Raw genomic sequence first — 20,966 nt, 5'->3', positions numbered from 1 at the left:
CCCATCATTCTTCGAACCAATGGGCGCGCGCAATGGAAATCAGCGCCTTGGCTCTTTCTTCGTCGATCCCGGCCAGTTCGACCAGTTCGTCGACCGCGAGGTCGGCCAGGTCGTCACGGGTACGAATGCCCTTCTGGGCCAGGGTTGCGGCAAGGGATTTCTCCATGCCTTCGAGATTGAGCAGATCGTCGGAGACGTTCTCCAGCTGCTCTTCGGTGACGATCGCCTCGGTCAGCAACACGTTCCGAGCGCGATTGCGCAGCTCGTTCACCGTGTCCTCGTCGAAAGCCTCGATGTCCAGCATCTCGGCCAGCGGTACGTAAGCGACCTCTTCGAGCGAGGAGAAGCCCTCCTCGATCAGGATGTCGGCGATATCCTCGTCGACGTCCAGTTTTTCCATGAACAGCTTGCGCAGCCCCTGCTGCTCCTGCGCGGTCTTTTCGGCCGACTCCTGCTCGCTCATCAGGTTGATCGTCCATCCGGTCAGTTCGGAAGCGAGCTTGACGTTCTGGCCGTTGCGCCCGATGGCGATCGCGAGGTTGTTCTCGTCGACGACGACGTCCATCGCGTGCGCTTCCTCATCGACGACGATCGACACCACTTCGGCCGGCTGCAGCGCGGCAACCACGAACTGGGCCGGATCGGCTGCCCACACGATGATGTCGATCTGCTCGCCGCCGATCTCGTTGCGCACCGCGGTGACACGCGAACCGCGCAGGCCGACGCAGGTGCCGATCGGGTCGATGCGCGGGTCGTTCGACTTCACTGCGATCTTGGCGCGCAGCCCAGGGTCGCGGGCGCAGGCCTTGAGCTCGAGCAGGCCATCCTCGATTTCGGGGACTTCGAGCTCGAACAGCTTCATCAGGAATTCGGGAGCGGTGCGCGACAGGATCAGCTGCGGGCCGCGGGCGCCGCGATCGATCTTGAGCAGGAAGGCCTTGACGCGGTCGCCCACGCGCAGGTTCTCGCGCGGGATCTGCTGATCCCGCGGCAGGACCGCTTCCATGCGCCCCACTTCGATGATCGCGCTGCCACGCTCCATGCGCTTGATCGAGCCGGAAACGAGGAATTCCTTGCGCTCGAGGAAGTCGTTGAGGACCTGCTCGCGCTCGGCATCGCGGATGCGCTGCAGGATCACCTGCTTGGCCGCCTGCGCACCGATGCGGCCGAAATCGATCGGCTCGAGCGCTTCCTCGACATAGTCGCCGAGCTGGATGTCCGGATTGACTTCGCGCGCATCGATGATGCCCATCTCGGCTTCGTCGTTGGCCACGTCTTCGTCGAGCATCACCAGCCAGCGCCGGCGCGAGGTGTAGTCGCCGGTCTCGCGGTCGATCGACACCACCACGTCGGCGTCGTCATGGATGCGCTTCTTGGTGGCGGAGGCCAGCGCGGTTTCGAGCGCGGCAAAAACGATGTCCCTGGCGACGTTCTTCTCGCGTGCCAGCGCATCAACAAGCAGCAGGATCTCGCGGCTCATTTCAAGAATACCTCCACATCCACAGTCTTAAAATTTGGGTACAAGGCGTGCTTTCTCGATGTCTTCGAAAGGCAGCAGCACTTCGCCCTTCTCGGTGGCGAGCACGACCACGGCATCGCGCACCCCTTCGATCACGCCCACGAAATTGCGCTGATTGCCGATCGGCAGCGAAAGGCGCACCTGGGCCTCGCTGCCGCGGAAACGTTCGAAGTCGGCGAGCTTCTTGAGCGGGCGGTCGAGTCCCGGCGACGACACTTCGAGGCGGTCATAATCGACGCCTTCGACCTCGAACACGCGCTGCAGCTGATTGCTCACCGTGGCGCAGTCATCCACCGTGATGCCGCGCTCGATATCGAGGAACACCCGCAGCAGGCGGCCCTTGGGGGAAAACTCGATATCCACGAGTTCGTACCCGAGACCGCTCACCACCTGTTCGATCAGTTGCTCGACTTCTGCACGCATGTACTCGACCCGCTCTTCGACCGGCACCACGACCGGCGCCACAAATAAAAAATGGGCGAAACGCCCATCAAACGATTGATCCCGCCGGAAACACGTCACTGCCCACAACCGGATAACTGACGAGGCCGGCGGCAGCTGAAGCGCGCAGCCGGAAAGCCACTCATCAAAGCTTTGAGATTATAGCGCGAAAGCCGCTGTCCAGGCAAACCGTCGCAAGCAACGGCCGCGCCTGGAAGCAGCGGAAGAAATGGGGGTGAGCGCGGCCGTCCCGCCGCGGCAAGGCCGCGGATCGAGCCCGGTCGTGGCGGTCAGCGCATTTTCGCCGCACCGTGCGGCTGGGTACGATGCATCTTCGTGGGACGCTTGGCGCGCTCGTCCTGGCTGCGCCCCTGCGGCACCGGCAGGCCGGCCAGGCTGCAGGCATCGGCCTCGGGCATTTCCATCCACATCCCGCGCTTGAGGCGGGCCGGAAGCTCGACGCTGCCGTAGCGCACCCGCATCAGCCGGCTGACGGTGAGGCCGACCGCCTCAAACATGCGCCGCACCTCGCGGTTGCGGCCCTCGGAGATCGTCACCCGGTACCAATGGTTGGCGCCCTCGCCGCCTTCGTCGCGCAAGCCGGTGAACTTCGCCGGACCGTCTTCGAGCTGGATGCCTTCGGTCAGCGACTTCGCCTGCTCCTCGGTGAGCTCGCCGAGAAGGCGCACCGCATATTCGCGCTCGAGCTCGTAGCGCGGGTGCATCAGCTTGTTGGCGAGATCGCCGTCGTTGGTGAACAGCAGCAGCCCCGAAGTATTGAAATCGAGCCGGCCGACCGCCAGCCAGCGCCCCTTGCGCAGCAGCGGCAGGCGCTCGAACACGGTGGGACGGCCTTCCGGGTCGTCGCGCGAGACGATCTCGCCTTCCGGCTTGTGGTACATCAGCACCCGCGGCGAACGCTGGGTGAAGCGCAGCGGCACCAACTTGCCATTGACCTTGACCCGATCGCCGGGGCCGACCTTCTGCCCCAGGGCGGCGGGCAGGCCGTTGACCGAGATGCGCCCGGCCACCACCCATTCCTCGATCTCGCGCCGGGAAGCGACGCCGGCCTGAGCCAGCACTTTTTGCAGCCGCTCGGGCTCGCTCAGGGTGGTCGGTGCCGCACGCCCGCCTCCCTGGGGGCGGCCTCGCGGTGCCCGCTCGCCGCGTTCGGGCCGGCCGAGCGCGGAATGATAGGCGTCGGGCCGGCGCGCCGGGTCGTCCTGGCTCCGCCCCGCCTCCCTGCCCGCCGCCCCCGGACGCGGCGCCCGCGATCCGCGCGGATCGGCATTGAGGTGAGCGTCCTTGTGGCGCGGCTGGGCGTCGTCATCGTGGGCGGGGCTTTCGCGGTGAGCCGCACGCCCTGAGCGCGGGTCGCGATCGAGGATCTCGACCGCGTCAGACTTCTTCTTCAGGGGTGGGCGCAAGGGCCGGTTCGTTTTGCGAGACATCGACTAAGTCCATGATTTTTTCAATTTCGGTGAGCGCCGGCAGCTCGGTCAGGCTGCGCAACCCCATGTCGTCGAGAAAACGCCGGGTGGTGGCGAACAAGGCCGGCCGACCGGGCGTATCGCGGTGGCCGACGACATCCACCCAGCCGCGCGACTCCAGCGTCTTCAATATGTTCGGCGACACCGCCACGCCCCGGATCTCCTCGATATCGCCCCGGGTGACCGGCTGACGGTAAGCGATGATCGCCAGGGTTTCCATCACCGCCCGCGAATAACGCGGCGGCTTTTCCTCCTTCAGCCGGTCCAGGTAGACCTGGTACTGCGCCCGCGTCTGGAAGCGCCAGCCGCTAGCCAGTTGCACCAGCTCGACGCCGCGATCGGCGGCGCGCCACTGCGCGCACAGCTCGTCGAGCAGGCGGCGAACCAGTTCCGGCCCGGGATCTTCGTCGAACAGCCGACGCAGCTCCGATACCGGCAGCGGCGCCGGCGCGGCCAGCAACGCTGCTTCGACGATGCGCAGGTAGGCCTCAGGTGTCGTTGCGGCTGGCATCGGCGAGTTTCACGTAGATCGGCGCAAAAGCCTCGTTCTGAGTCACTTCGAGCAGCCTTTCCTTGACCAGCTCGAGCACGGCGAGAAAACTCACCACCAGCCCCGACGGCCCGAGCCGCACCTCGAACAAGGTGTCGAACACCACGAAGGCGCCATCGCCCAGCATGCGCAGGATCGCCGTCATCTGTTCGCGCACCGACAGCTGCTCGCGGCCGACACGGTGGTGCTGGCTGAGCCGGGCTTTCTTCATGATCCGCAGCCACGCCAGCTGCAGGTCGTGCAGACTGACGTCGGGCAGGCGCTCGACCACTTTCTCGGCGACGAACACGCCCACCCATTCGAAATCGCGCTCGGCCCGCGGCAGGGTGTCGAGCCGCACGGCAGCAAGTTTCATCTGCTCGTATTCGAGCAGGCGGCGCACCAGCTCGGCACGCGGATCCTCCTCTTCGGCATGCTCGCGCGGCGGCCGCGGCAGGAGCATGCGCGACTTGATTTCGAGCAGCATCGCCGCCATCAGCAGATACTCGGCGGCCAGCTCCAGGTTCGTGGCCCGCATCGCCTCGACGTATTCGAGGTACTGCGCGGTAAGCGGCGCCATCGGAATGTCGAGGACGTCGAGGTTGGCCTTGCGGATCAGGTACAGCAGCAGATCCAGCGGCCCCTCGAACGCCTCGAGGAACACCTGCAGCGCATCGGGCGGAATATACAGGTCTTTGGGCAGTTCGAGCAGGGGTTCGCCGTAGATGCGGGCGAGCACATCCAGTGCTTCGGCGGTTTCGGGAGGCGCCAGCGGCAACGGCAGGCTCATCGGCGCCCCGGCCGGTGGAGGTGAATCCGTCCGTCCATCAGCCGTAATCCAGGCCCATCGCTTCGCGCACGTCGCGCATCGTTTCCTGCGCCAGCTTGCGCGCGCGCTCGCAGCCGTCGGCAAGGATGCTGCGCACCAGCGTCGGATCGTCGAGATAAGGCTGGGCCCGTTCGTGCAGGATTTCCTGCTCCTCGAGGATGGCCTCGAGCAGGGGCTGCTTGCACTCCAGGCAGCCGATCCCGGCGCTGCGGCAACCCTGCTGCACCCAGGCCAGGGTCGCTTCGTCCGAATAGATCGCATGCAGCGGCCACACCGGGCAGCGCTCTGGGTCGCCCGGGTCGGTGCGCCGCATGCGCGCCGGATCGGTCTGCATGGTGTGGATCTTGCGCGTGACGCCGTCGGCGTCCTCGCGCAGGTTGATCGTGTTGCCGTAAGACTTGGACATCTTCTGCCCGTCCAGCCCGGGCATGCGCGCCGCCGAAGTGAGCAGGGCCTCCGGCTCGACCAGGATCATCTTGCCGCTGCCTTCGAGATAGCCGTAAAGGCGCTCGCGGTCCCCCAGGCTCAGGTTCTGGGTTTCATCGAGGAGAGCCTTGGCCTGCTCCAGCGCATCTTCGTCACCTTCTTGCTGGAAGCGGGTACGCAGCTCCTGATAAAGCCGCGCACGCTTGGCGCCGAGCTTTTTCACCGCGTCTTTCGCCTTATCCTCGAAGCCGGCCTCGCGCCCGTAAAGGTGGTTGAAGCGGCGGGCGATTTCGCGTGTGATTTCGACGTGCGGGACCTGGTCCTCGCCCACCGGCACCTTGTCGGCGCGGTAAAGCAGGATATCGGCCGACTGGAGCAGGGGATAGCCGAGAAAACCGTAAGTGGACAGGTCGCGCCCCTCCAGCCTTTCCTGCTGCTCCTTCCAGCTCGGCACGCGCTCGAGCCAGCCGAGCGGCGTCATCATCGACAGCAGCAGGTGCAGCTCGGCATGCTCGGGCACGCGGGACTGGATGAAGAGAGTGGACTGGGCGGGGTCGACGCCGGCCGCAAGCCAGTCGATCACCATATCCCAGACATGGTCCGCAATCACCTGCGGGGTGTCGTAATGGGTGGTGAGCGCATGCCAGTCGGCGACAAAGAACAGGCAGGGATATTCTTCCTGCAGCTTCACCCAGCTCTTGAGGACACCATGATAATGGCCGAGATGCAGGCGGCCGCTGGGGCGCATGCCGGAAAGGACGCGTTCTGCATACATGGGCGGAACTCAGAGACCGAAAACGAGGGAGAGCAGGTAGCGGAAGCCGGCGATCAGCGGCCACAGGATGGCGCCGAGGATGCCGGTAAACAACAGCACGAGCAGGATCGGGAAACCGTACGGCTCAAGCCGGGCGAAACGCCAGGCGAGGCGGTCCGGCAGCAGGCTGACCGCGATCCGCCCGCCGTCGAGCGGCGGGATCGGCAGCAGGTTCAGCACCATCAGCACGGCATTGATCTGGATCCCCGCATCGGCCATCTTCAGCATCGCCAGTGAATAGCCGCCGGGCTCGGCGGAGGCGGCGATGCGGAACAGGAGTGCCCAGCCGAGCGCCATCAGCAGGTTGGTGAACGGCCCCGCCGCCGCCACCCACAGCATGTCGGCCTTGGGCCGGCGCAGGCGGCCGAAATTCACCGGCACCGGCTTGGCCCAGCCGAACAGGATGCCACCCCCGCCCATCAGGGCGCTCAGCGCCAGGATGCCGACCGGCACCAGCACGGTGCCGACCGGATCGATGTGGCGCAGCGGATTGAGCGTGATCCGTCCGGCCAGGTGCGCCGTCGGGTCGCCGAAATGGCGTGCGACATAGCCGTGTGCCGCCTCGTGCAGGGTGATCGCCAGCAGCACCGGCAGGGCCCAGATGGCCAGGGTCGGAATCAGCGCGTCCATGACGGAGTCGGCGGCAATAAAGGGTTCATTCTAGCCCGAAGGGTGCGAGCGGACCGCGTCCGGCCCGGATCAGCTCGGGCGCCCCCGAAGTGAGATCGATCACGCTGGTCGCCTCCGGCCCGCAGTAACCGGCTTCGATGATGAGGTCGACCAGCTTGTCCAGACGCTCGCGGATTTCATCGATGTCGCTCAGCGGCAAATCCTCGCCGGGCAGGATCAGGGTGGAGGTCAGCAAGGGGCCGTCGAGCTCGGCGAGTAGCGCCGACACCACCTCGTGCACGGGCACGCGCAGGCCGATCGTTTTGCGCTTGGGGTGGAGCACGCGACGGGGCAGTTCCTTGGTGCCTTCGAGAATGAAGGTATAAGGGCCGGGCGTGGTCGCCTTGAGCAGCCGGTACTGGCGGTTGTCCACCCGCGCATAGGTGGCGATTTCGGACAGGTCGCGGCACATCAGGGTGAAATGATGGCGCTCATCGACCGCGCGGATGCGGCGGATGCGGTCGAGCACACCGGCATCGCCGATCTGGCCGCCGAGGGCGTAGGCGGAATCGGTCGGCAGCACCACCAGGCCGCCGCCGCGGACGATTTCCGCGGCCTGGCGGACCAAGCGCGGCTGCGGATGTTCGGGATGGAGGGAGAAGAACTGTGTCATGGTCGTATTGTTGATTGTGGGACGGTGCCGATGCACCCCGTCGCGCTCGAAGCGGATCGGTAACGGCGCGGGAAAAGGCGTCCGCGGGTAGGCGGACAGCGCGGGCTCGCCCCTACAGCAGGCGCGACCACACCGGCTCGAGGTCGGGAGGAAGAGGATTGCAGCGACCGAGATCGACCGCGCTTTCCTTTTCGCCGTGGAAATCCGACGCGCGCGAAGCGAGCAAACCACGCTGGCGCGCGACCGTGGCGAAGCGGCGCATCTCGTCTTCGGTATGCGCCCCCGAAACGACTTCGACCGCCTCGCCCCCGGCGGCGACAAAACGATCGAAAAGACGCGCGAAATCGGCCGCGGACAGACGGTAACGCGCCGGATGGGCGACCACCGCGATGCCGCCGGCAGCGCGGATCCAGCCCACCGCCTGCTCCAGGGTCGCCCACTGGTGGTCGACGAAGCCGGGCTTGCCGCGCACCAGATAGTGGTCGAACACGGTCCTGACATCGGGCATCACGCCGCTCGCCACCAGATGACGGGCGAAGTGGGCCCGGCTCAGCAGGGCCGGATTGCGCGCGAAGCGGCGGGCACCGGCGAGCGCATCGCGGATCCCGACGCGCTCGAGGGATTCGCTCATCCGCACCGCACGCGTATCGCGTCCTTCCCGCACCTGCGTCAATCCCGCGCTCAACGCGGGATTGCGGTGGTCGATACCGAGGCCGACGATATGGACGGTCTCCCCGGCGAAGGACACCGAAATCTCCACCCCGGGCACGAAGCGCAAGCCGTGCGCCGCCGCCACCCGGGCGGCGGCATCGATGCCGCCGACCTCGTCGTGGTCGGTCAGGGCGAGCAGCTCCACGCCGTTGCCGAGCGCGCGCAGCACCAGCGCCTCCGGCTCCAGCCAGCCGTCGGAGACGGTGGAATGGCAATGCAGATCGGCATTGATGGCGTGCAGTGCGGCAGCCGGCAGGGAGGTCATCGGTCACGGAGTCGAAGTCTGTTCGCCCCAATGATAGCAAACCGACCGCGCTCCCCCGTCGGCGGGGGGCGATCGCCATCGAACCCGCCCGCCGGGTCCGCGGCGAAAGCTCAGCCGCCATCCTCCCCGGCGGCATCCGGGTCCTGCGCCGCAGCCCGCGCGGCATCCGCGGCGGCGATCATCTGCATCCGCGTTTGCGGCGTTTCCAGGCTGATCCGGCCGAGTACGCCGTCGCGGTAATCCTGAAGCAGGATCTGCGCCGCCTTTTCCAGGTCGAGCCCCCCGCCCTTCACCAGGCAGCCGCGGCGGCGACCGACCGCCTCGACCAGCGCCGGACCGTCGAAGCCGGCCAGCGTCGCCGGTTCGAGCCGGTAGCGCGCGGCGAGCAAGGGGCGGTAGCGTGCGATCAGGATTTCGCCCAGGAAAGCCGCCACTTCCTCGTCGATCACCGCATTGCGCCCGATCGCATGGCTGGCGGCGAGCATGTAGCCGTCGGCGTCGTAGTCGATTTTCGGCCACATCATGCCGGGGGTGTCGGTCAGGGTCATGCCCGGCCCCAGATCGAGCGTCTGCTGGTGCTTGGTCACTGCCGGCTCGTCGCCGACCTTGGCCACCTTGCGCTTGAGCAGGGCATTCATCAGCGTCGATTTACCGACGTTGGGAATCCCCATGATCATCATCCGCAGCGGCTTGGTGCCGTCGTCGCGGTGCGGAGCGAGCTGGCGGCATAGCGCCGGGACACGGGCGGCCTCGGCCGCGTTCTTGGCCGAGATCGCCACCGCCCGGACTCCCGGCTGGCGGTTGTAGAACTCCATCCACGCCTTGGTCGCTGCCGGATCGGCCAGATCGGACTTGTTCAGCAGTTTCAGGCAGGGGCGGCTCCGGAACCGGCGCAACTCGGCGATCATGGGGTTGCTGCTGGCCTCGGGCAGACGCGCGTCGGTCACCTCGATGACGACGTCGATCGCGGCCATGGCCTCGGCCGCTTTCTTGCGCGCCGAGGCCATATGACCTGGAAACCACTGGATGGGCATGGGAAATCCACAAGACTGTCGAGTCCACGATTATCCCACCCCGGCCAAAGAATTTTTTCGCCGGAGGCCGCAAATAAATTTACCCAAGCGATGAAAACCGTGTATTGTGCCGCTCGCAGTCGATTCAAGCAGTGGTTGTTCTGGTGGTTACCCAGCGTGTTCCAAGAGAGCGCGTGCCGGTCCGATGCCTCCTGATTACGTTTCTTGATCGTTCCTGCATTTTCAGGGCGCGAGCCCGCAATCTTTATATATGGAACGCAAATGAGCACTCAAACCGGTACCGTCAAGTGGTTCAACGACGCCAAGGGCTTCGGCTTCATCACTCCGGAAGGCGGCGGTGACGACCTGTTCGCCCACTTCTCCGAAATCCAGAGCAAGGGTTTCAAGAGCCTGGCTGAAAACCAGCGCGTGGAATTCGAAGTCAAGACCGGCCCCAAGGGCCTGCAGGCGGCCAACATCCGCCCGCTGTAATCGACTCGTTTCGGTTATCCGGAAACGCGGCCAGAGGCCGCGTTTTTGCTTTTGTGGCGCCGCAAGCTTGCAGGCGCGCAGCCCTGCGGCCGTGAGCCGCTTTTTTCATTCGCCGCGCCGAATCGCCGATAATCGCGGCTTCGCAGCGCTGCTGCCCTTCGCCCTGCCTTCCGCCCAGCTTTCCGCCACTTCCACGGCCCGCCTGCCATGACCGACTCCAGCCTCCCCGACGCCAGCCTTCCTTCGCCCGCCACCGGCGCCGCCTTGCGCTTCGCCGACCTCGCACTGCCCGCGCCCCTCCTGTCCGCGCTGACCGAAGTCGGCTACGAGACGCCGTCCCCGATCCAGGCTGAGTGCATCCCGCTGCTGCTCGCCGGCCGCGACATCCTCGGCGAAGCCCAGACCGGCACCGGCAAGACCGCCGCCTTCGCCCTGCCGATGCTGGCCCGCCTCGATCTCACCGACAGCCGGCCGCAGGTGCTGGTGCTCACGCCCACACGCGAGCTGGCAATCCAGGTCGCCGAGGCCTTCGCCAAGTACGCCCACCACCTGAAGAACTTCCACGTCCTGCCGATCTACGGCGGCCAGAGCATGGTGGTGCAACTGCGCCAGCTGTCGCGCGGCGCCCAGATCATCGTCGGCACTCCGGGACGGGTCATGGACCACCTCGAACGCGGCAGCCTCAAGCTCGACAGCCTGCGCGCACTCGTCCTCGACGAAGCCGACGAGATGCTGCGCATGGGCTTCATCGACGATGTCGAATGGATTCTCGAGCACACCCCGGCCGAACGCCAGACCGCGCTGTTCTCGGCAACGATGCCGAACGTGATCCGCGAAGTCGCCCGTCGCCACCTGCGCGAGCCGGAAGAAATCAAGATCCGCGCCGCCACCGCCACAGTGTCCAAGATCAGCCAGCGCTACTGGCTGGTGCGCGGCGTGGACAAGCTCGACGCCCTGACCCGCATCCTCGATGCCGAAGAGAGCTTCGACGCCGCGCTCGTCTTCGTGCGCACCAAGATCGCCACCGAAGAGCTCGCCGACAAGCTTGCCGCCCGCGGCTACGCTGCCGCCGCGCTCAACGGCGACATGACCCAGGGCCTGCGTGAGCGCGTGATCGAGCAGTTGAAGAATGGGGCGCTCGACATCGTCATCGCCACCGACGTCGCCGCACGCGGCATCGACGTTCCACGCGTCTCCCACGTCATCAACTACGACATCCCCTACGATACCGAAGCCTACGTGCACCGCATCGGCCGCACCGGCCGCGCCGGCCGCGAGGGCGCCGCGATTCTGTTCGTCGCCCCGCGCGAGACGCGCATGCTGAAGATGATCGAGCGCGCCACCCGCCAGCCGATCACCCCGATCGCACTGCCCAGCAGCGAAGAAGTCACCAACCTGCGCGTCGCCCAGTTCAAGCGCCAGGTGGTCGACACCCTGGGCGGCGGCGAGCTGGGGTTTTTCATGAATGTGGTCAACGATCTCATCGACGAGAACGAACTCGACGTCCACGAAGTGGCCGCCGCCCTCGCCCTCCTCGCACAGCGCGACCGCCCCCTGCAGATCGAGGAATCCGGCCGCGGCTGGGAGATCGCCACCACGCCCTCCGCGGAAGGCGGCCGGCCGCCGCGCGCGGAACATTTCACCACCGGCGCCGCGCGCGAACGCGCCCAGCGCCCCAACCGCGACGAAATCCTCGCCCGCCGCCGCGCCTTCAGCAACGGCGCCTTGGTGCGCTACCGCATCGAGGTCGGCCGCAACCAGGGCGCGAGCCCGAAGGAGATCGTCGGCGCCATCGCCAACGAAGGCGGCATCGAGGGCAAGTTCATCGGCCAGATCCACCTGTTCGACGACTTCGCCACAGTGGAGTTGCCCGCCCGCCTGCCCGAAGACCTGCTCGCCACCCTGAAACGCACCCGCGTCCGTCAGATGCCCCTCAACATCCGCGCCCTGAGCGATGCCGAAGCGGCCGCCATGCCCGAACGCCGGCCGCGGCCGCGCGACGCCGCACCCACCGGCGGCGAACCCCGTCCGCGCGGGAAAGGCAGTTTCGATGCGCGCGGAGCGACGCACGCCGGCGACAAACCGCATGCCCATGGCGCGCCCCGGCGCCCGGCCAAGCCTCCCCGCCGTGGATAAACCCGCTACCACATCCGAATGACAGCAATTCGTGCATTCGTTCACGAAGCACGGGGACGGCCTGCGCTATCATCGCGCCGCCACAATGACAAGAGCGTCGAAATGCACCTGCTGCCGGCCCACCTCCCCGTCACCGCACGCGCCACTGCCGCAGGAGAGCACGACGGGCGATGACGCGCTTGATCCGATACCTCATCGGCACGCTTGTGCTCGCCCTCTGCGCCGGGATGGCCGTTGCCGCGGACACGAAACCGATCACGCTGGGGGTGTTCGCCCTCCGCCCGAAGCCCATCATCGAGGCCGCCTGGCGCCCTTTTGCGGACTATCTCGGTAGCGGCCTGGGCGGGCGGGAAGTCCGCCTGCGCGTTCTCGACCAGGCGGAAATGCAGGCCGCGCTGCGCGCCCACGAACTCGACCTGGTCCTCACCAACCCGGCGCACTTCATCGCCCTGCGGACGGAAAACGAACTCTCCGGCGCGATCGCGACCCAGGTCAACCTCGACTACGGCCGCCCGGTCTCGACCTACGGCGGCGTAATCGTCGCCCGCGCGGACAACCCGGCGATCCGTCGCCTCGCAGACCTCAAGGGCAAAGTCGTCGCCACGTCCAGCGCGAACTTCCTCGCCACCTATGCCGCCCAGGCCCTCGAACTCAAGGCCGCCGGCATCGACCCCGAGACGCTGCGCCTCAAGCCCCTCGACCAGGAACAGGACAGCGCCGTGTTCGCAGTGATCGCCCGCGAGGCCGATGCCGCCTTCATCCGCACCGGGCTCCTCGAGCAGCTCATCCGCGAAGGACACCCCGAAGTCTCCAGCCTCCGGGTGATCAACCGCCAGTCGCCGCCCGACTACCCTTACGTCACCTCCACCCGCCTCTACCCGGAATGGCCGCTCGTCGCGCTCCCCCACGTCGATCAGAGCGTGGTCCGCAAGATCGGCGCGCTCGCGCTGCTGCTGCCCGCCGAACACCCCGCCGCACAGGCCGCGGCCATCCAGGGCTTCACCGTGGCGGCCGACTACTCGGACGTCGAAACCCTCCTGCGCGAACTGCGCCTGCCTCCCTTCGAAGCCGCCCCCGTGTTCACCTGGGACGACGTGTGGACGCGCTACCGCTTGAAGCTGCTCGCCGTCGCCCTCGCCGCAGCCGCCCTCATCGTGCTGCTGTTGCGGCTGCTGTGGGCGCACATGCGGATGAAGACCCTCGCGACCGCGCTCGAATTCGAGCATCAACACCTGGGCAACGTCGTCGAGGCCACCCGTGCCGGCAGCTGGGAATGGGACATCGGCAGCGGCGAGCGCCGTGTCGACCGGCGCTGGGCGGAAATGCTCGGCCTGGGCGGCGAAGAGCGCCTCACGCTGAACCTGGACCGATGGCGCACCCTGGTCCATCCCGACGATCTGGCCCGGGTCGAAACCGCCCTGGTCGGCCACCTGAACGGCGAAACCTCGTACTACGAGCAGGATCTGCGCCTGCGCCACCAGGCCGGGCACTGGGTCTGGGTGCACGACCGCGCGCTCGTGCTGCGGCACAACGACGCCGGCCGTCCGGAGCTGGTGGTCGGCGCCCAGATCGACATCTCGGGGCGCAAACGCAACGAGGAAAAGCTGCGTCTGGCGGCCAACGTGTTCTCCAGCAGCTACGAGGCGATCGTCGTCACCGACGCCGACAACCGGATCATCGACGTCAATCCCGCCTTCGTCCGCATCACCGGATATACGCGCGAGGAAGCTCTCGGCCAGACTCCTTCCCTCCTGCGCTCCGGGCGGCACGACACCGACTTCTACAGCAAGATGTGGGCCGCACTGACCGAGACCGATCACTGGCAGGGTGAAATCTGGAACCGGCGCAAAAGCGGCGAGGAATATGCCGAGATCCTCTCCATCAGCAGGGTCAAGGACGACAGCGGGATGCTGAGCCACTATGTGGCGGTATTCGTGGACATCAGCCGCCTCAAGCGCCACGAGGAGGAACTGAATCGCATCGCCCACTTCGATCCGCTCACCGGCGCGCCCAACCGCCGCCTGCTCGACGAGCGCCTGCGCCAGGCCATCGCGCGCGCCCGGCGCAGCGACAGGCCGCTCGCGGTGTGCGTCCTCGATCTGGACGAATTCAAGCCGATCAACGACCGCTACGGCCACGAAATCGGCGACCGCGTGCTGGTGACCACCGTGCAGCGCCTGAGCACCATGCTGCGCGGCACCGACACCGTCGCCCGGCTCGGCGGCGATGAGTTCGTCCTCCTGCTCGAGGACGTCGCCAACACCAAGGTGCTCGAGCGGATACTGCTCGCGGTCAGCGCCCCCATCCAGATCGGCACCGAGACCGTTTCGGTATCGGTCAGCATCGGCGCGACGCTGTTCCCGGAAGACGACGCCGACTCCGACACCTTGCTGCGCCACGCCGACCAGGCGATGTACCGGGCCAAGCAACAGGGGCGCAACTGCATCCAGATGTTCGACCCGGACATCGAAGTGGAGCTGGTCAACCGCAGGCAACGCCACGCCCGCCTCGACCAGGCATTGCAGGCGCGCGAGTTCATCCTCCATTACCAGCCCCAGGTGGACATGGCGACCGGCGACATCGTCGGCACCGAGGCACTGATCCGCTGGCTGCACCCGGAAGAAGGCCTGCTGCCGCCGGCCAGTTTCCTCCCCTATATCGAAGGCACGACGCTCGAAAGCGCCCTCGGCGAATGGGTGATCGGCACCGCCCTGAGCCAGATCCAGGCCTGGGCGCACGCCGGACATCCGCTCTCGGCCAGCGTCAATATCGGCGCCAACCACCTGCTGCAGCCGGACTTCCCCGAACGGCTCGAACAGCTTCTCGCCCGCCACCCCGAAGTGCCACCGAACCGCCTCGAACTGGAAATTCTCGAATCCACCGCGATCGACGACATGGAAACGGCGCTCGAAGCTCTGCGCACCTGCCGCGCACTGGGCGTGCGCCTGGCGCTGGACGACTTCGGCACCGGCTACGCGTCGCTCAAGTACTTCCGCCAGCTCCCGGTCGACCGCCTGAAGATCGACCGCAGCTTCGTGCTCGACATGCTCGACGATGCCGAAGACCGCGCCATCGTCCAAAGCGTGATCCAGCTCGCCGAGGCCTTCGGCCGCGAAGTCATCGCCGAAGGGGTGGAAACGCCCGAACATGCCGCCGCGTTGCGCGCGCTCGGCTGCCGCCTCGGCCAGGGCTACGGTATCGCACGCCCGATGCCGGCCGAGCACATCGTCGGCTGGTTGTCGTGGTACGCCGGCCACGACAACCGGACCGAATCCTCGGCCGAACCCTCAGTCGCCTGAACCTTCGGCCAGCCGCCGCTCGCCCTGCAGCCAGCGCGGCTCGATGCTCACCGTGGCGCGTCCGTTGGTGACCCACACCTGGCCGTCCTGGATGCTGAACTGCAGGCGCATCGTACGCTCGGCGAGCTTCGCCAGCTCGGTGCCGGCTTCGCGCGCCAGCTCGATCACCTGCAGCCCGGACTGGCGCTCGAGGCGCGCCCGGACCCCGCTCCACCAGACATCGAGCGCGCGCCCGTAGGCGAGAACGACCACTTCGCGGGCGCGCCCGCAGGCTTTGCGCACCCACTTCTCGTCGGGCTGGCCGACGTCGATCCAGCGCTCGATGGTGCCGGTCAAGTCCTTCTGCCACAGGTCGGGTTCGTCATCGGCGCACAGCCCCTTGCCGAAACCGAGCGCGGGGTCGGCGAACAGCGCAAACGCCAGCAGGCGCACCATCATCCGCTCATCGGTCTCCGAGGGGTGGCGCGCCAGGGTCAGGGCATAGTCGGCATAGTGGCCGCGGTCGATGTCGGCGACCTGGATCTCGGCCTTGAAGATCGTGGCCTTGAGCGCCATCAGTGCACCTGCCCGGAGGTGCGCTCGGCCTGCTGCCAGGCGATCACCGCGCGCGCAGCGTGGGCCATCACGCGCTCGCCGAGCGCTTTCGGCAATTCGCGCGCGAGCGCGGCGAACAAGGCCTGGGTCGCCTCCTGGCCCAGCCCTTCGGCGGCAAGGCCGTCGGCCAGGCAACGGATCTGGATGAAAGCGAGGGCGTCGGCGACCAGGCGCCACCCGGCGTGCGGCATGTCGCGCACCAGGGCGAGCAGCTGGCTGCCGAGCTGGCCGGCAAGGCGCAGCGCCTGATCGCGGTCCTCGGCGGCGATCGCCGCGTGCCACAGGGCCAGGTGAAGGCCCCGGCGCAGCTCCACCTTGAAATCGATGGCGCTCTCCTCAGCCGCTGCGAGCGCCTCGAACTGGCGCAGGAAGCGCGCCTCGGCCTGCGCGTCGAGCCCGGTACGCAAGGCGCCGACCAGTTCGCTCAGGCCGGGGATCGCCACCAGCCCGAAGGCCTGGCTCCACGCCAGCCCCCATTGATCCATCCCCGACAGCAGCAGGGCCAGGCGCAACGCGCGCGCTTCCTCGCTCGCTGCGGCGCCGGCCCAGTCGCGCAGGTCCGCGTGCAGTTCGGCCACCCCCTTGCGACGGGCCGCATCGCTTTCCGACACGCTGAGGCGGAACACGCGTGCGAACGCATCCTGCGCCAGCCGCGCGGCCTGACGCTGGGCGGCGGCATCGACCTGCACGGCGAGCGGGTCGGCGGGCAGAGCGGAGTCGGAAAGAGTCATGACGGGCACCGTGAAAAAGGCGCCCATTGTGCCCACCCGCTGGCGCAGAGGCAATGCGCGAAGCGGTCGGCAGCGGCGGCGCGGGGGCGTATCATCGGATCCTCCCGATGCACAGGCAGCGCCAGGAATCCAGGCATGAGCACACACGAACATCCGCCCCCTCCCCGGCCGCGGGCAATAGGAATCGCCCGCAGCGGCGAGTTCGACCCCGCCGCGTTCGAGCAGGCCGTGGTCGATCTGCTGCGCGCCTGCGGCGTCGCTGCCGACACTTCGCACACCGGACGCACCGCCCAGCGCGTGCGCGAGCTATGGCAGCACCGCCTGCTCGGCGGCTACGACCTCGATCCGGCCGAAGTGCTCGGCGACGGCTTCGAAGACCCGCGCCGGGACATGGTGGTGGTGCGCGGCATCGCCGTGCATGGCGTCTGCCCGCACCACCTGGTGCCTTTCCGCGGCGTGGCCCACGTCGCCTACCTGCCGGGAGGGCGGCTCCACGGTTTCGGCCGCATCGCCCGCCTCGTCGACGCGATCGGGCACCGCTTCACCTATCAGGAATGGATGACGCGCGACATCGCCGAAGCCCTGATGACGCACGGCAAGGCGGCGGGCGCGGCGTGCGTGATCGAAGCCGAACAGCTGTGCCTGCTCCTCGGCGAGGACCGCCGCGGCGACGAACGCGTGATCACCCAGGCTTTCTGCGGAGAATTCGAACGCTCGCCCCAGTCGCGCGCCGAGTTCCTGCGCGCCATCGAACATCGCCGCAGCTGAGCGGGCGGCGTCAGCGCAGGTCGACGACGACCGCCGCCGGAGGTCGATGCGCACTGACATCGACCAGCGTCACCTCACGCCCTTCGAGCACCACGCTGCCGTGATAGCGGTCATTGCCGGTGAGCGAGTATTCGAACTCGTAGGCCCGCCGCAGCACCATGTGGCCGCGCTCGTCGCGCGCCGGACGAAGGCCGTGGCCGACGACGGTTTCGTCGAGGAACTGCACGCCTTCGCGCGCACAGGCCCGCCGCGCCGCCAGCACCCCGGCTTCGCGCGCTTTCAGGCTGTCGAGCCAGAACCACGCCACCCCGCCCAGCGCCAGCAGCGCGGCGATTTCAGCCAGGTTCATGCGCGCAGCCCCCGCCCGGCCGCCGGACTCAGGACACCATCATGCCGCGGATGGTGAAGAAGAGAATTGCCGCCATCAGCGCCGAGGCCGGAACGGTGATCACCCAGGCCGCTGCGATGCGCAGCAGCTGCGAGCGCTTGACCAGCTCGCGGCGGTAGACCTTTTTCAGGTTCTTGCGCTCACCCTTGGAAAAATGCGCCGGGTCCTGGGCGTTCTTCGAGCGCTCCTTCAGATCGCGCAGCATCACCCCCTTTTCTTCCACCGAGGCTTTTTCGAAGCGCGCGATGAAGCCTTCGATCGCAACCTGGTCGCCCTCGGGGTGGTGCGCCTTGATCTCGGACAGCATCCGGTCGTAATTGCTCTTGAGGTACTCGCGCAGGAAGCCGACTCCGAACACCCCGCCCACCGCGATGTGGGTCGAGCTCACCGGCAGGCCGAGCTGGCTGGCGACGATCACCGTGATCGTGGCCGCCATCGCGATGCAGAACGCACGCATCTGGTCGAGTTCGGTGATTTCCGAGCCCACCGTGCGAATGACTTTGGGGCCGAACAGCGCCAGCCCGAGCGAAATGCCGATCGCACCGACCATCATCACCCAGGTGGGGATCGGCGCATCCTTGTGAATCTCGCCCCCTGAGGTGACGACGTCGACGATCGCAGCCAGCGGTCCGACCGCATTGGCGACGTCGTTGGAGCCGTGGGCGAAACTGAGCAGGGCCGCGGCGAAGATCAGCGGAGCCGTGAACAGCCGGTTCACGCTCTCCTTCGTATTGGCAACGATGCCTTGCCTGCTGCTCAGCATACGGCGGACAACAATGAAGACGAATACGCCCACCACCAGGCCGTACAGCATCGCCGGCCAGAAACCGACCGTCCACACCCGGTTAAGCCCCTTCAGAATGAGGTAGGTGGAGAAGGTCCACGCCATCAGCCCGACCAGCAGCGGCACCGTGCGCCGTGCCGCCTCGGCCATGTCGGCCTGGTAGGTGATGCTGCGCTTGACCAGATAAAGGAATGCCGCTGCAAACACGCCGCCGAGCAGCGGCGAAATCACCCAGCTTGCCGCGATGTTGCCCATCGTCGCCCAGTCGACGATGGCAGGGCCGGCCGCCGCCATCCCCGAGCCGAGCACGGCGCCGACGATCGAGTGCGTCGTCGACACCGGCGCTCCCACCGCGGTGGCGATGTTCAGCCACAGCGCACCGGCGAGCAGCGCAGCGAGCATGATCCAGACGAAAGTGTCGGAGTCCGTGATCAGGTTGGGGTCGATGATGCCGTTGCGGATGGTGCCGATCACCTCGCCGCCGGCGATCAGCGCCCCGGCAGCCTCGAAAATCGCGGCGATCACCAGCGCCCCCGCCAGGGTGAGCGCTTTCGACCCCACCGCCGGGCCGACGTTGTTGGCGACGTCGTTGGCGCCGATGTTCATCGCCATGTAGCCGCCGATCATCGCCGCCATCACCAGGATCAGGCTGGCTTCGCCGTCGCCCCTCAAGCCGGCGTAGAACATCACCCCGACGATGAAGAGGATGCCGACCCCGAGTCTTAGTAGTTCGCCCCGCCCGCCCTGAGCGGCACGCTCGAGTTCGCTGATTTGCTGCAGGTCCACAATGGGATTCCGGTCAATACGAAAGCGCGTATTGTTTCAGAAAAATTGCGCTCGCCCAATCTTATCGTGCGCTGCAGCGTAAAAACTCCGCCTCACTCGATGTGGTGCTCGAGATCGAAGCCCGCGCCCTCGTCGATCGCCAGGCGCTCGACCAGCCAGGGCATCGTCGCCTCCAGCCGCGCGGGCAGCACCCAGGGCGGATTGACGATGTAGAGTCCGCTGCCGAACATGCCGAACCCGTCGCGCGGCGGGGTGCGCACCGCCAGCCGCACATCCAGCCAGCTCTGCGCCCCCAGTTCGGCCAGCCGGCCGGGCAGTGCCCGGGCTTCGGCACGGCTCAGCATCGGATACCACAGGGCATACGTCCCGGTGGGGAAACGGCGCATCGCATCGCGCAGCACCTCGACTGCGCGGCGGTAATCTTCCTTCAGCTCGTAAGGCGGGTCGATCAACGCCAGCGCACGGCGCGAAGGCGGCGGCAGCAGGCTTTTGAGGGCGGCAAAGCCGTCGGCCCGGCTCACCTGCACGCGCCCGCGCTCGGCGGCGAAGGTGCGCTGCAAGGAGTCGAAATCGGCCGGATGCAGTTCGAACAGGCGCAGGCGGTCCTGGCTGCGCGCGACCGTCATCGCCAGCGCCGGCGAGCCCGGATAGAACAGCAGGCGCCCCTGGGGGTTGAACTGGCGCACCGCGGCGACATAGGCCGCGACCGGCTCGGGCAGGTCTTCGCGCGCCCACAGCCGGCCGATGCCGTCGGCGGATTCGGCGGTTTTTTCCGCCTGCGCGCTCGCGAGCGCGTAGCAACCGCCGCCGGCATGGGTGTCGATGTACTGCCAGGGCTTGTCCTTGCGATTGAAATAGGCGAGCAGTTCGAGCAGAACCACATGCTTGAGGACGTCGGCGTGGTTGCCGGCATGAAAGGCGTGACGATAGCTGAGCATGAAGACTTTCCCTGTGCGGCCCGCATCCTAGCACCGTCACCGCGGCAGCGAGAAATCTCCAGACAGATCAGCGACATCGTCCTCGCGTCGGGTTTGCACCGGATCACGCCCTTGTTATGATGCGCCCCCGGCTGCGAAGACCGTGCAGCGAGAGACAGAGAGCGAGAACGAACATGAGCATCTATGCCTTGGGCGAACGTACGCCGAGCTTCGGCGACGGCAGCTGGATCGCCCACAACGCGACGGTGATCGGCGAAGTCGAGGCGGGGCGCAACGTCAGCGTCTGGTACAACGTGGTCATCCGCGGCGACAACGACCCGATCCGGATCGGCGACAACACCAACATCCAGGACGGCTCGGTGCTGCACACCGACGACGGCGTGCCGCTCACCATCGGCAGCGATGTCACCGTCGGCCACATGGCCATGCTGCACGGGTGCACGGTCGGCGACGGCAGCCTGATCGGGATCAACGCGGTGCTGCTCAACAACGCGGTGATCGGCAAGAACTGCATCATCGGTGCGAACACCCTGATCCCGGAAGGCCGGGTGATTCCCGACCGCTCCCTGGTCGTCGGCTCACCCGGGCGCATCATCCGTACCCTCAGCGACGAGGACGTCGCCCACTCGATCCACAACGCGCAGAACTATGTCGACAATGCCCGCCAGTACGCCACCGGGCTGCGCGCGCTCGAGCCGGCGAGCGTGATCCGGCCCGGCGAGGGCTGAAAC

At 67.2% G+C, this 20,966-nt stretch carries 20 protein-coding genes; 5 read left to right on the top strand and 15 right to left on the bottom strand.

Translation table 11 applies throughout. The annotated features are described in order from the left end of the window. Positions 1–4 precede the first annotated feature (4 nt). The 10 genes from nusA to ylqF form a co-directional block, all read right to left on the bottom strand. Positions 5–1,480, bottom strand: a complete 1,476-nt coding sequence (gene nusA / locus Tharo_RS06815) for a transcription termination factor NusA (protein WP_107220556.1) — start codon at positions 1,478–1,480, stop codon at positions 5–7. A 27-nt stretch (positions 1,481–1,507) separates the two neighbouring features. Continuing rightward, on the bottom strand, positions 1,508–1,942 hold the full coding sequence (gene rimP / locus Tharo_RS06810) for a ribosome maturation factor RimP (protein ID WP_107222344.1): 435 nt from the start codon (positions 1,940–1,942) through the stop codon (positions 1,508–1,510). Positions 1,943–2,250: 308 nt separating this feature from the next. Further along, positions 2,251–3,411: a 23S rRNA pseudouridine(2605) synthase RluB gene (gene rluB / locus Tharo_RS06805; RefSeq protein WP_107220555.1), complete on the bottom strand. Its 1,161-nt coding sequence runs from the start codon at positions 3,409–3,411 to the stop codon at positions 2,251–2,253. Then, positions 3,359–3,961 (bottom strand): SMC-Scp complex subunit ScpB, encoded by a 603-nt coding sequence (gene scpB, locus Tharo_RS06800; RefSeq protein ID WP_107220554.1) that lies wholly within the window; start codon positions 3,959–3,961, stop codon positions 3,359–3,361. The genes rluB and scpB overlap by 53 nt, the downstream gene beginning before the upstream one ends. Further along, positions 3,939–4,769: a segregation and condensation protein A gene (locus Tharo_RS06795; protein WP_107220553.1), complete on the bottom strand. Its 831-nt coding sequence runs from the start codon at positions 4,767–4,769 to the stop codon at positions 3,939–3,941. The genes scpB and Tharo_RS06795 overlap by 23 nt, the downstream gene beginning before the upstream one ends. A gap of 37 nt (positions 4,770–4,806) precedes the next feature. Then, complete coding sequence (locus tag Tharo_RS06790) at positions 4,807–6,009, bottom strand: tryptophan--tRNA ligase (RefSeq protein ID WP_107220552.1); 1,203 nt, start codon at positions 6,007–6,009, stop codon at positions 4,807–4,809. A gap of 9 nt (positions 6,010–6,018) precedes the next feature. After that, positions 6,019–6,678, bottom strand: coding sequence for a site-2 protease family protein (locus Tharo_RS06785; protein WP_107220551.1), 660 nt, complete (start codon positions 6,676–6,678; stop codon positions 6,019–6,021). 25 nt (positions 6,679–6,703) lie between these two features. Further along, the gene (locus tag Tharo_RS06780) at positions 6,704–7,330 is read right to left on the bottom strand and encodes an L-threonylcarbamoyladenylate synthase (protein WP_107220550.1); all 627 of its coding nucleotides are present in this window, start codon (positions 7,328–7,330) and stop codon (positions 6,704–6,706) included. A gap of 112 nt (positions 7,331–7,442) precedes the next feature. After that, entirely contained in the window at positions 7,443–8,306 is an 864-nt protein-coding gene (locus Tharo_RS06775) for a 3',5'-nucleoside bisphosphate phosphatase (RefSeq protein WP_107220549.1), read from the bottom strand. Between the two features lie 110 nt (positions 8,307–8,416). After that, complete coding sequence (gene ylqF, locus Tharo_RS06770) at positions 8,417–9,340, bottom strand: ribosome biogenesis GTPase YlqF (RefSeq protein WP_107220548.1); 924 nt, start codon at positions 9,338–9,340, stop codon at positions 8,417–8,419. 261 nt (positions 9,341–9,601) lie between these two features. Between ylqF and cspE the strand changes: the two genes are divergently transcribed. The 3 genes from cspE to Tharo_RS06755 all read left to right on the top strand — a co-directional run bounded on the left by cspE (position 9,602) and on the right by Tharo_RS06755 (position 15,246). Beyond that, a complete protein-coding gene (gene cspE / locus Tharo_RS06765) occupies positions 9,602–9,811 on the top strand; it encodes a transcription antiterminator/RNA stability regulator CspE (RefSeq protein WP_002926583.1) in 210 nt (69 codons plus the stop codon). Positions 9,812–10,018: 207 nt separating this feature from the next. Further along, positions 10,019–11,947 carry a DEAD/DEAH box helicase gene (locus tag Tharo_RS06760; protein WP_245881021.1) on the top strand — a complete coding sequence of 643 codons (1,929 nt, stop codon included), beginning with the start codon at positions 10,019–10,021 and terminating at the stop codon, positions 11,945–11,947. A gap of 170 nt (positions 11,948–12,117) precedes the next feature. Then, a complete protein-coding gene (locus tag Tharo_RS06755) occupies positions 12,118–15,246 on the top strand; it encodes an EAL domain-containing protein (protein ID WP_107220547.1) in 3,129 nt (1,042 codons plus the stop codon). Here the strand turns inward: Tharo_RS06755 and Tharo_RS06750 are convergent. Next, positions 15,235–15,801 carry a YaeQ family protein gene (locus Tharo_RS06750; protein WP_107220546.1) on the bottom strand — a complete coding sequence of 189 codons (567 nt, stop codon included), beginning with the start codon at positions 15,799–15,801 and terminating at the stop codon, positions 15,235–15,237. The two genes, Tharo_RS06755 and Tharo_RS06750, sit on opposite strands and share 12 nt — an antisense overlap. Then, positions 15,801–16,571, bottom strand: coding sequence for a hypothetical protein (locus Tharo_RS06745; RefSeq protein WP_107222343.1), 771 nt, complete (start codon positions 16,569–16,571; stop codon positions 15,801–15,803). Before Tharo_RS06745 ends, Tharo_RS06750 begins: the two co-directional genes overlap by 1 nt. A 135-nt stretch (positions 16,572–16,706) precedes the next feature. On the opposite strand from Tharo_RS06745, the gene folE reads away from it, so the two are divergent. Next, positions 16,707–17,339 carry a GTP cyclohydrolase I FolE gene (gene folE / locus Tharo_RS06740; protein WP_107220545.1) on the top strand — a complete coding sequence of 211 codons (633 nt, stop codon included), beginning with the start codon at positions 16,707–16,709 and terminating at the stop codon, positions 17,337–17,339. 10 nt (positions 17,340–17,349) lie between these two features. Here folE and Tharo_RS06735 read toward each other — a convergent pair whose 3' ends face one another. The 3 genes from Tharo_RS06735 to Tharo_RS06725 form a co-directional block, all read right to left on the bottom strand. Next, on the bottom strand, positions 17,350–17,688 hold the full coding sequence (locus tag Tharo_RS06735) for a DUF3301 domain-containing protein (protein WP_107220544.1): 339 nt from the start codon (positions 17,686–17,688) through the stop codon (positions 17,350–17,352). A gap of 28 nt (positions 17,689–17,716) precedes the next feature. After that, the gene (locus Tharo_RS06730) at positions 17,717–19,297 is read right to left on the bottom strand and encodes an inorganic phosphate transporter (protein ID WP_107220543.1); all 1,581 of its coding nucleotides are present in this window, start codon (positions 19,295–19,297) and stop codon (positions 17,717–17,719) included. A 92-nt stretch (positions 19,298–19,389) separates the two neighbouring features. Next, positions 19,390–20,235 carry a 23S rRNA (adenine(2030)-N(6))-methyltransferase RlmJ gene (locus tag Tharo_RS06725; protein ID WP_107220542.1) on the bottom strand — a complete coding sequence of 282 codons (846 nt, stop codon included), beginning with the start codon at positions 20,233–20,235 and terminating at the stop codon, positions 19,390–19,392. Positions 20,236–20,408: 173 nt separating this feature from the next. Between Tharo_RS06725 and Tharo_RS06720 the strand changes: the two genes are divergently transcribed. After that, positions 20,409–20,963, top strand: a complete 555-nt coding sequence (locus tag Tharo_RS06720) for a gamma carbonic anhydrase family protein (RefSeq protein ID WP_107220541.1) — start codon at positions 20,409–20,411, stop codon at positions 20,961–20,963. Positions 20,964–20,966: the final 3 nt, after the last annotated feature.

This window comes from Thauera aromatica K172, from assembly GCF_003030465.1.
Classification (GTDB): Bacteria; Pseudomonadota; Gammaproteobacteria; order Burkholderiales; family Rhodocyclaceae; genus Thauera; species Thauera aromatica.
Note: the sequence above shows the minus strand (reverse complement) of the source record. Positions and strands in the feature narration are given on the sequence as shown.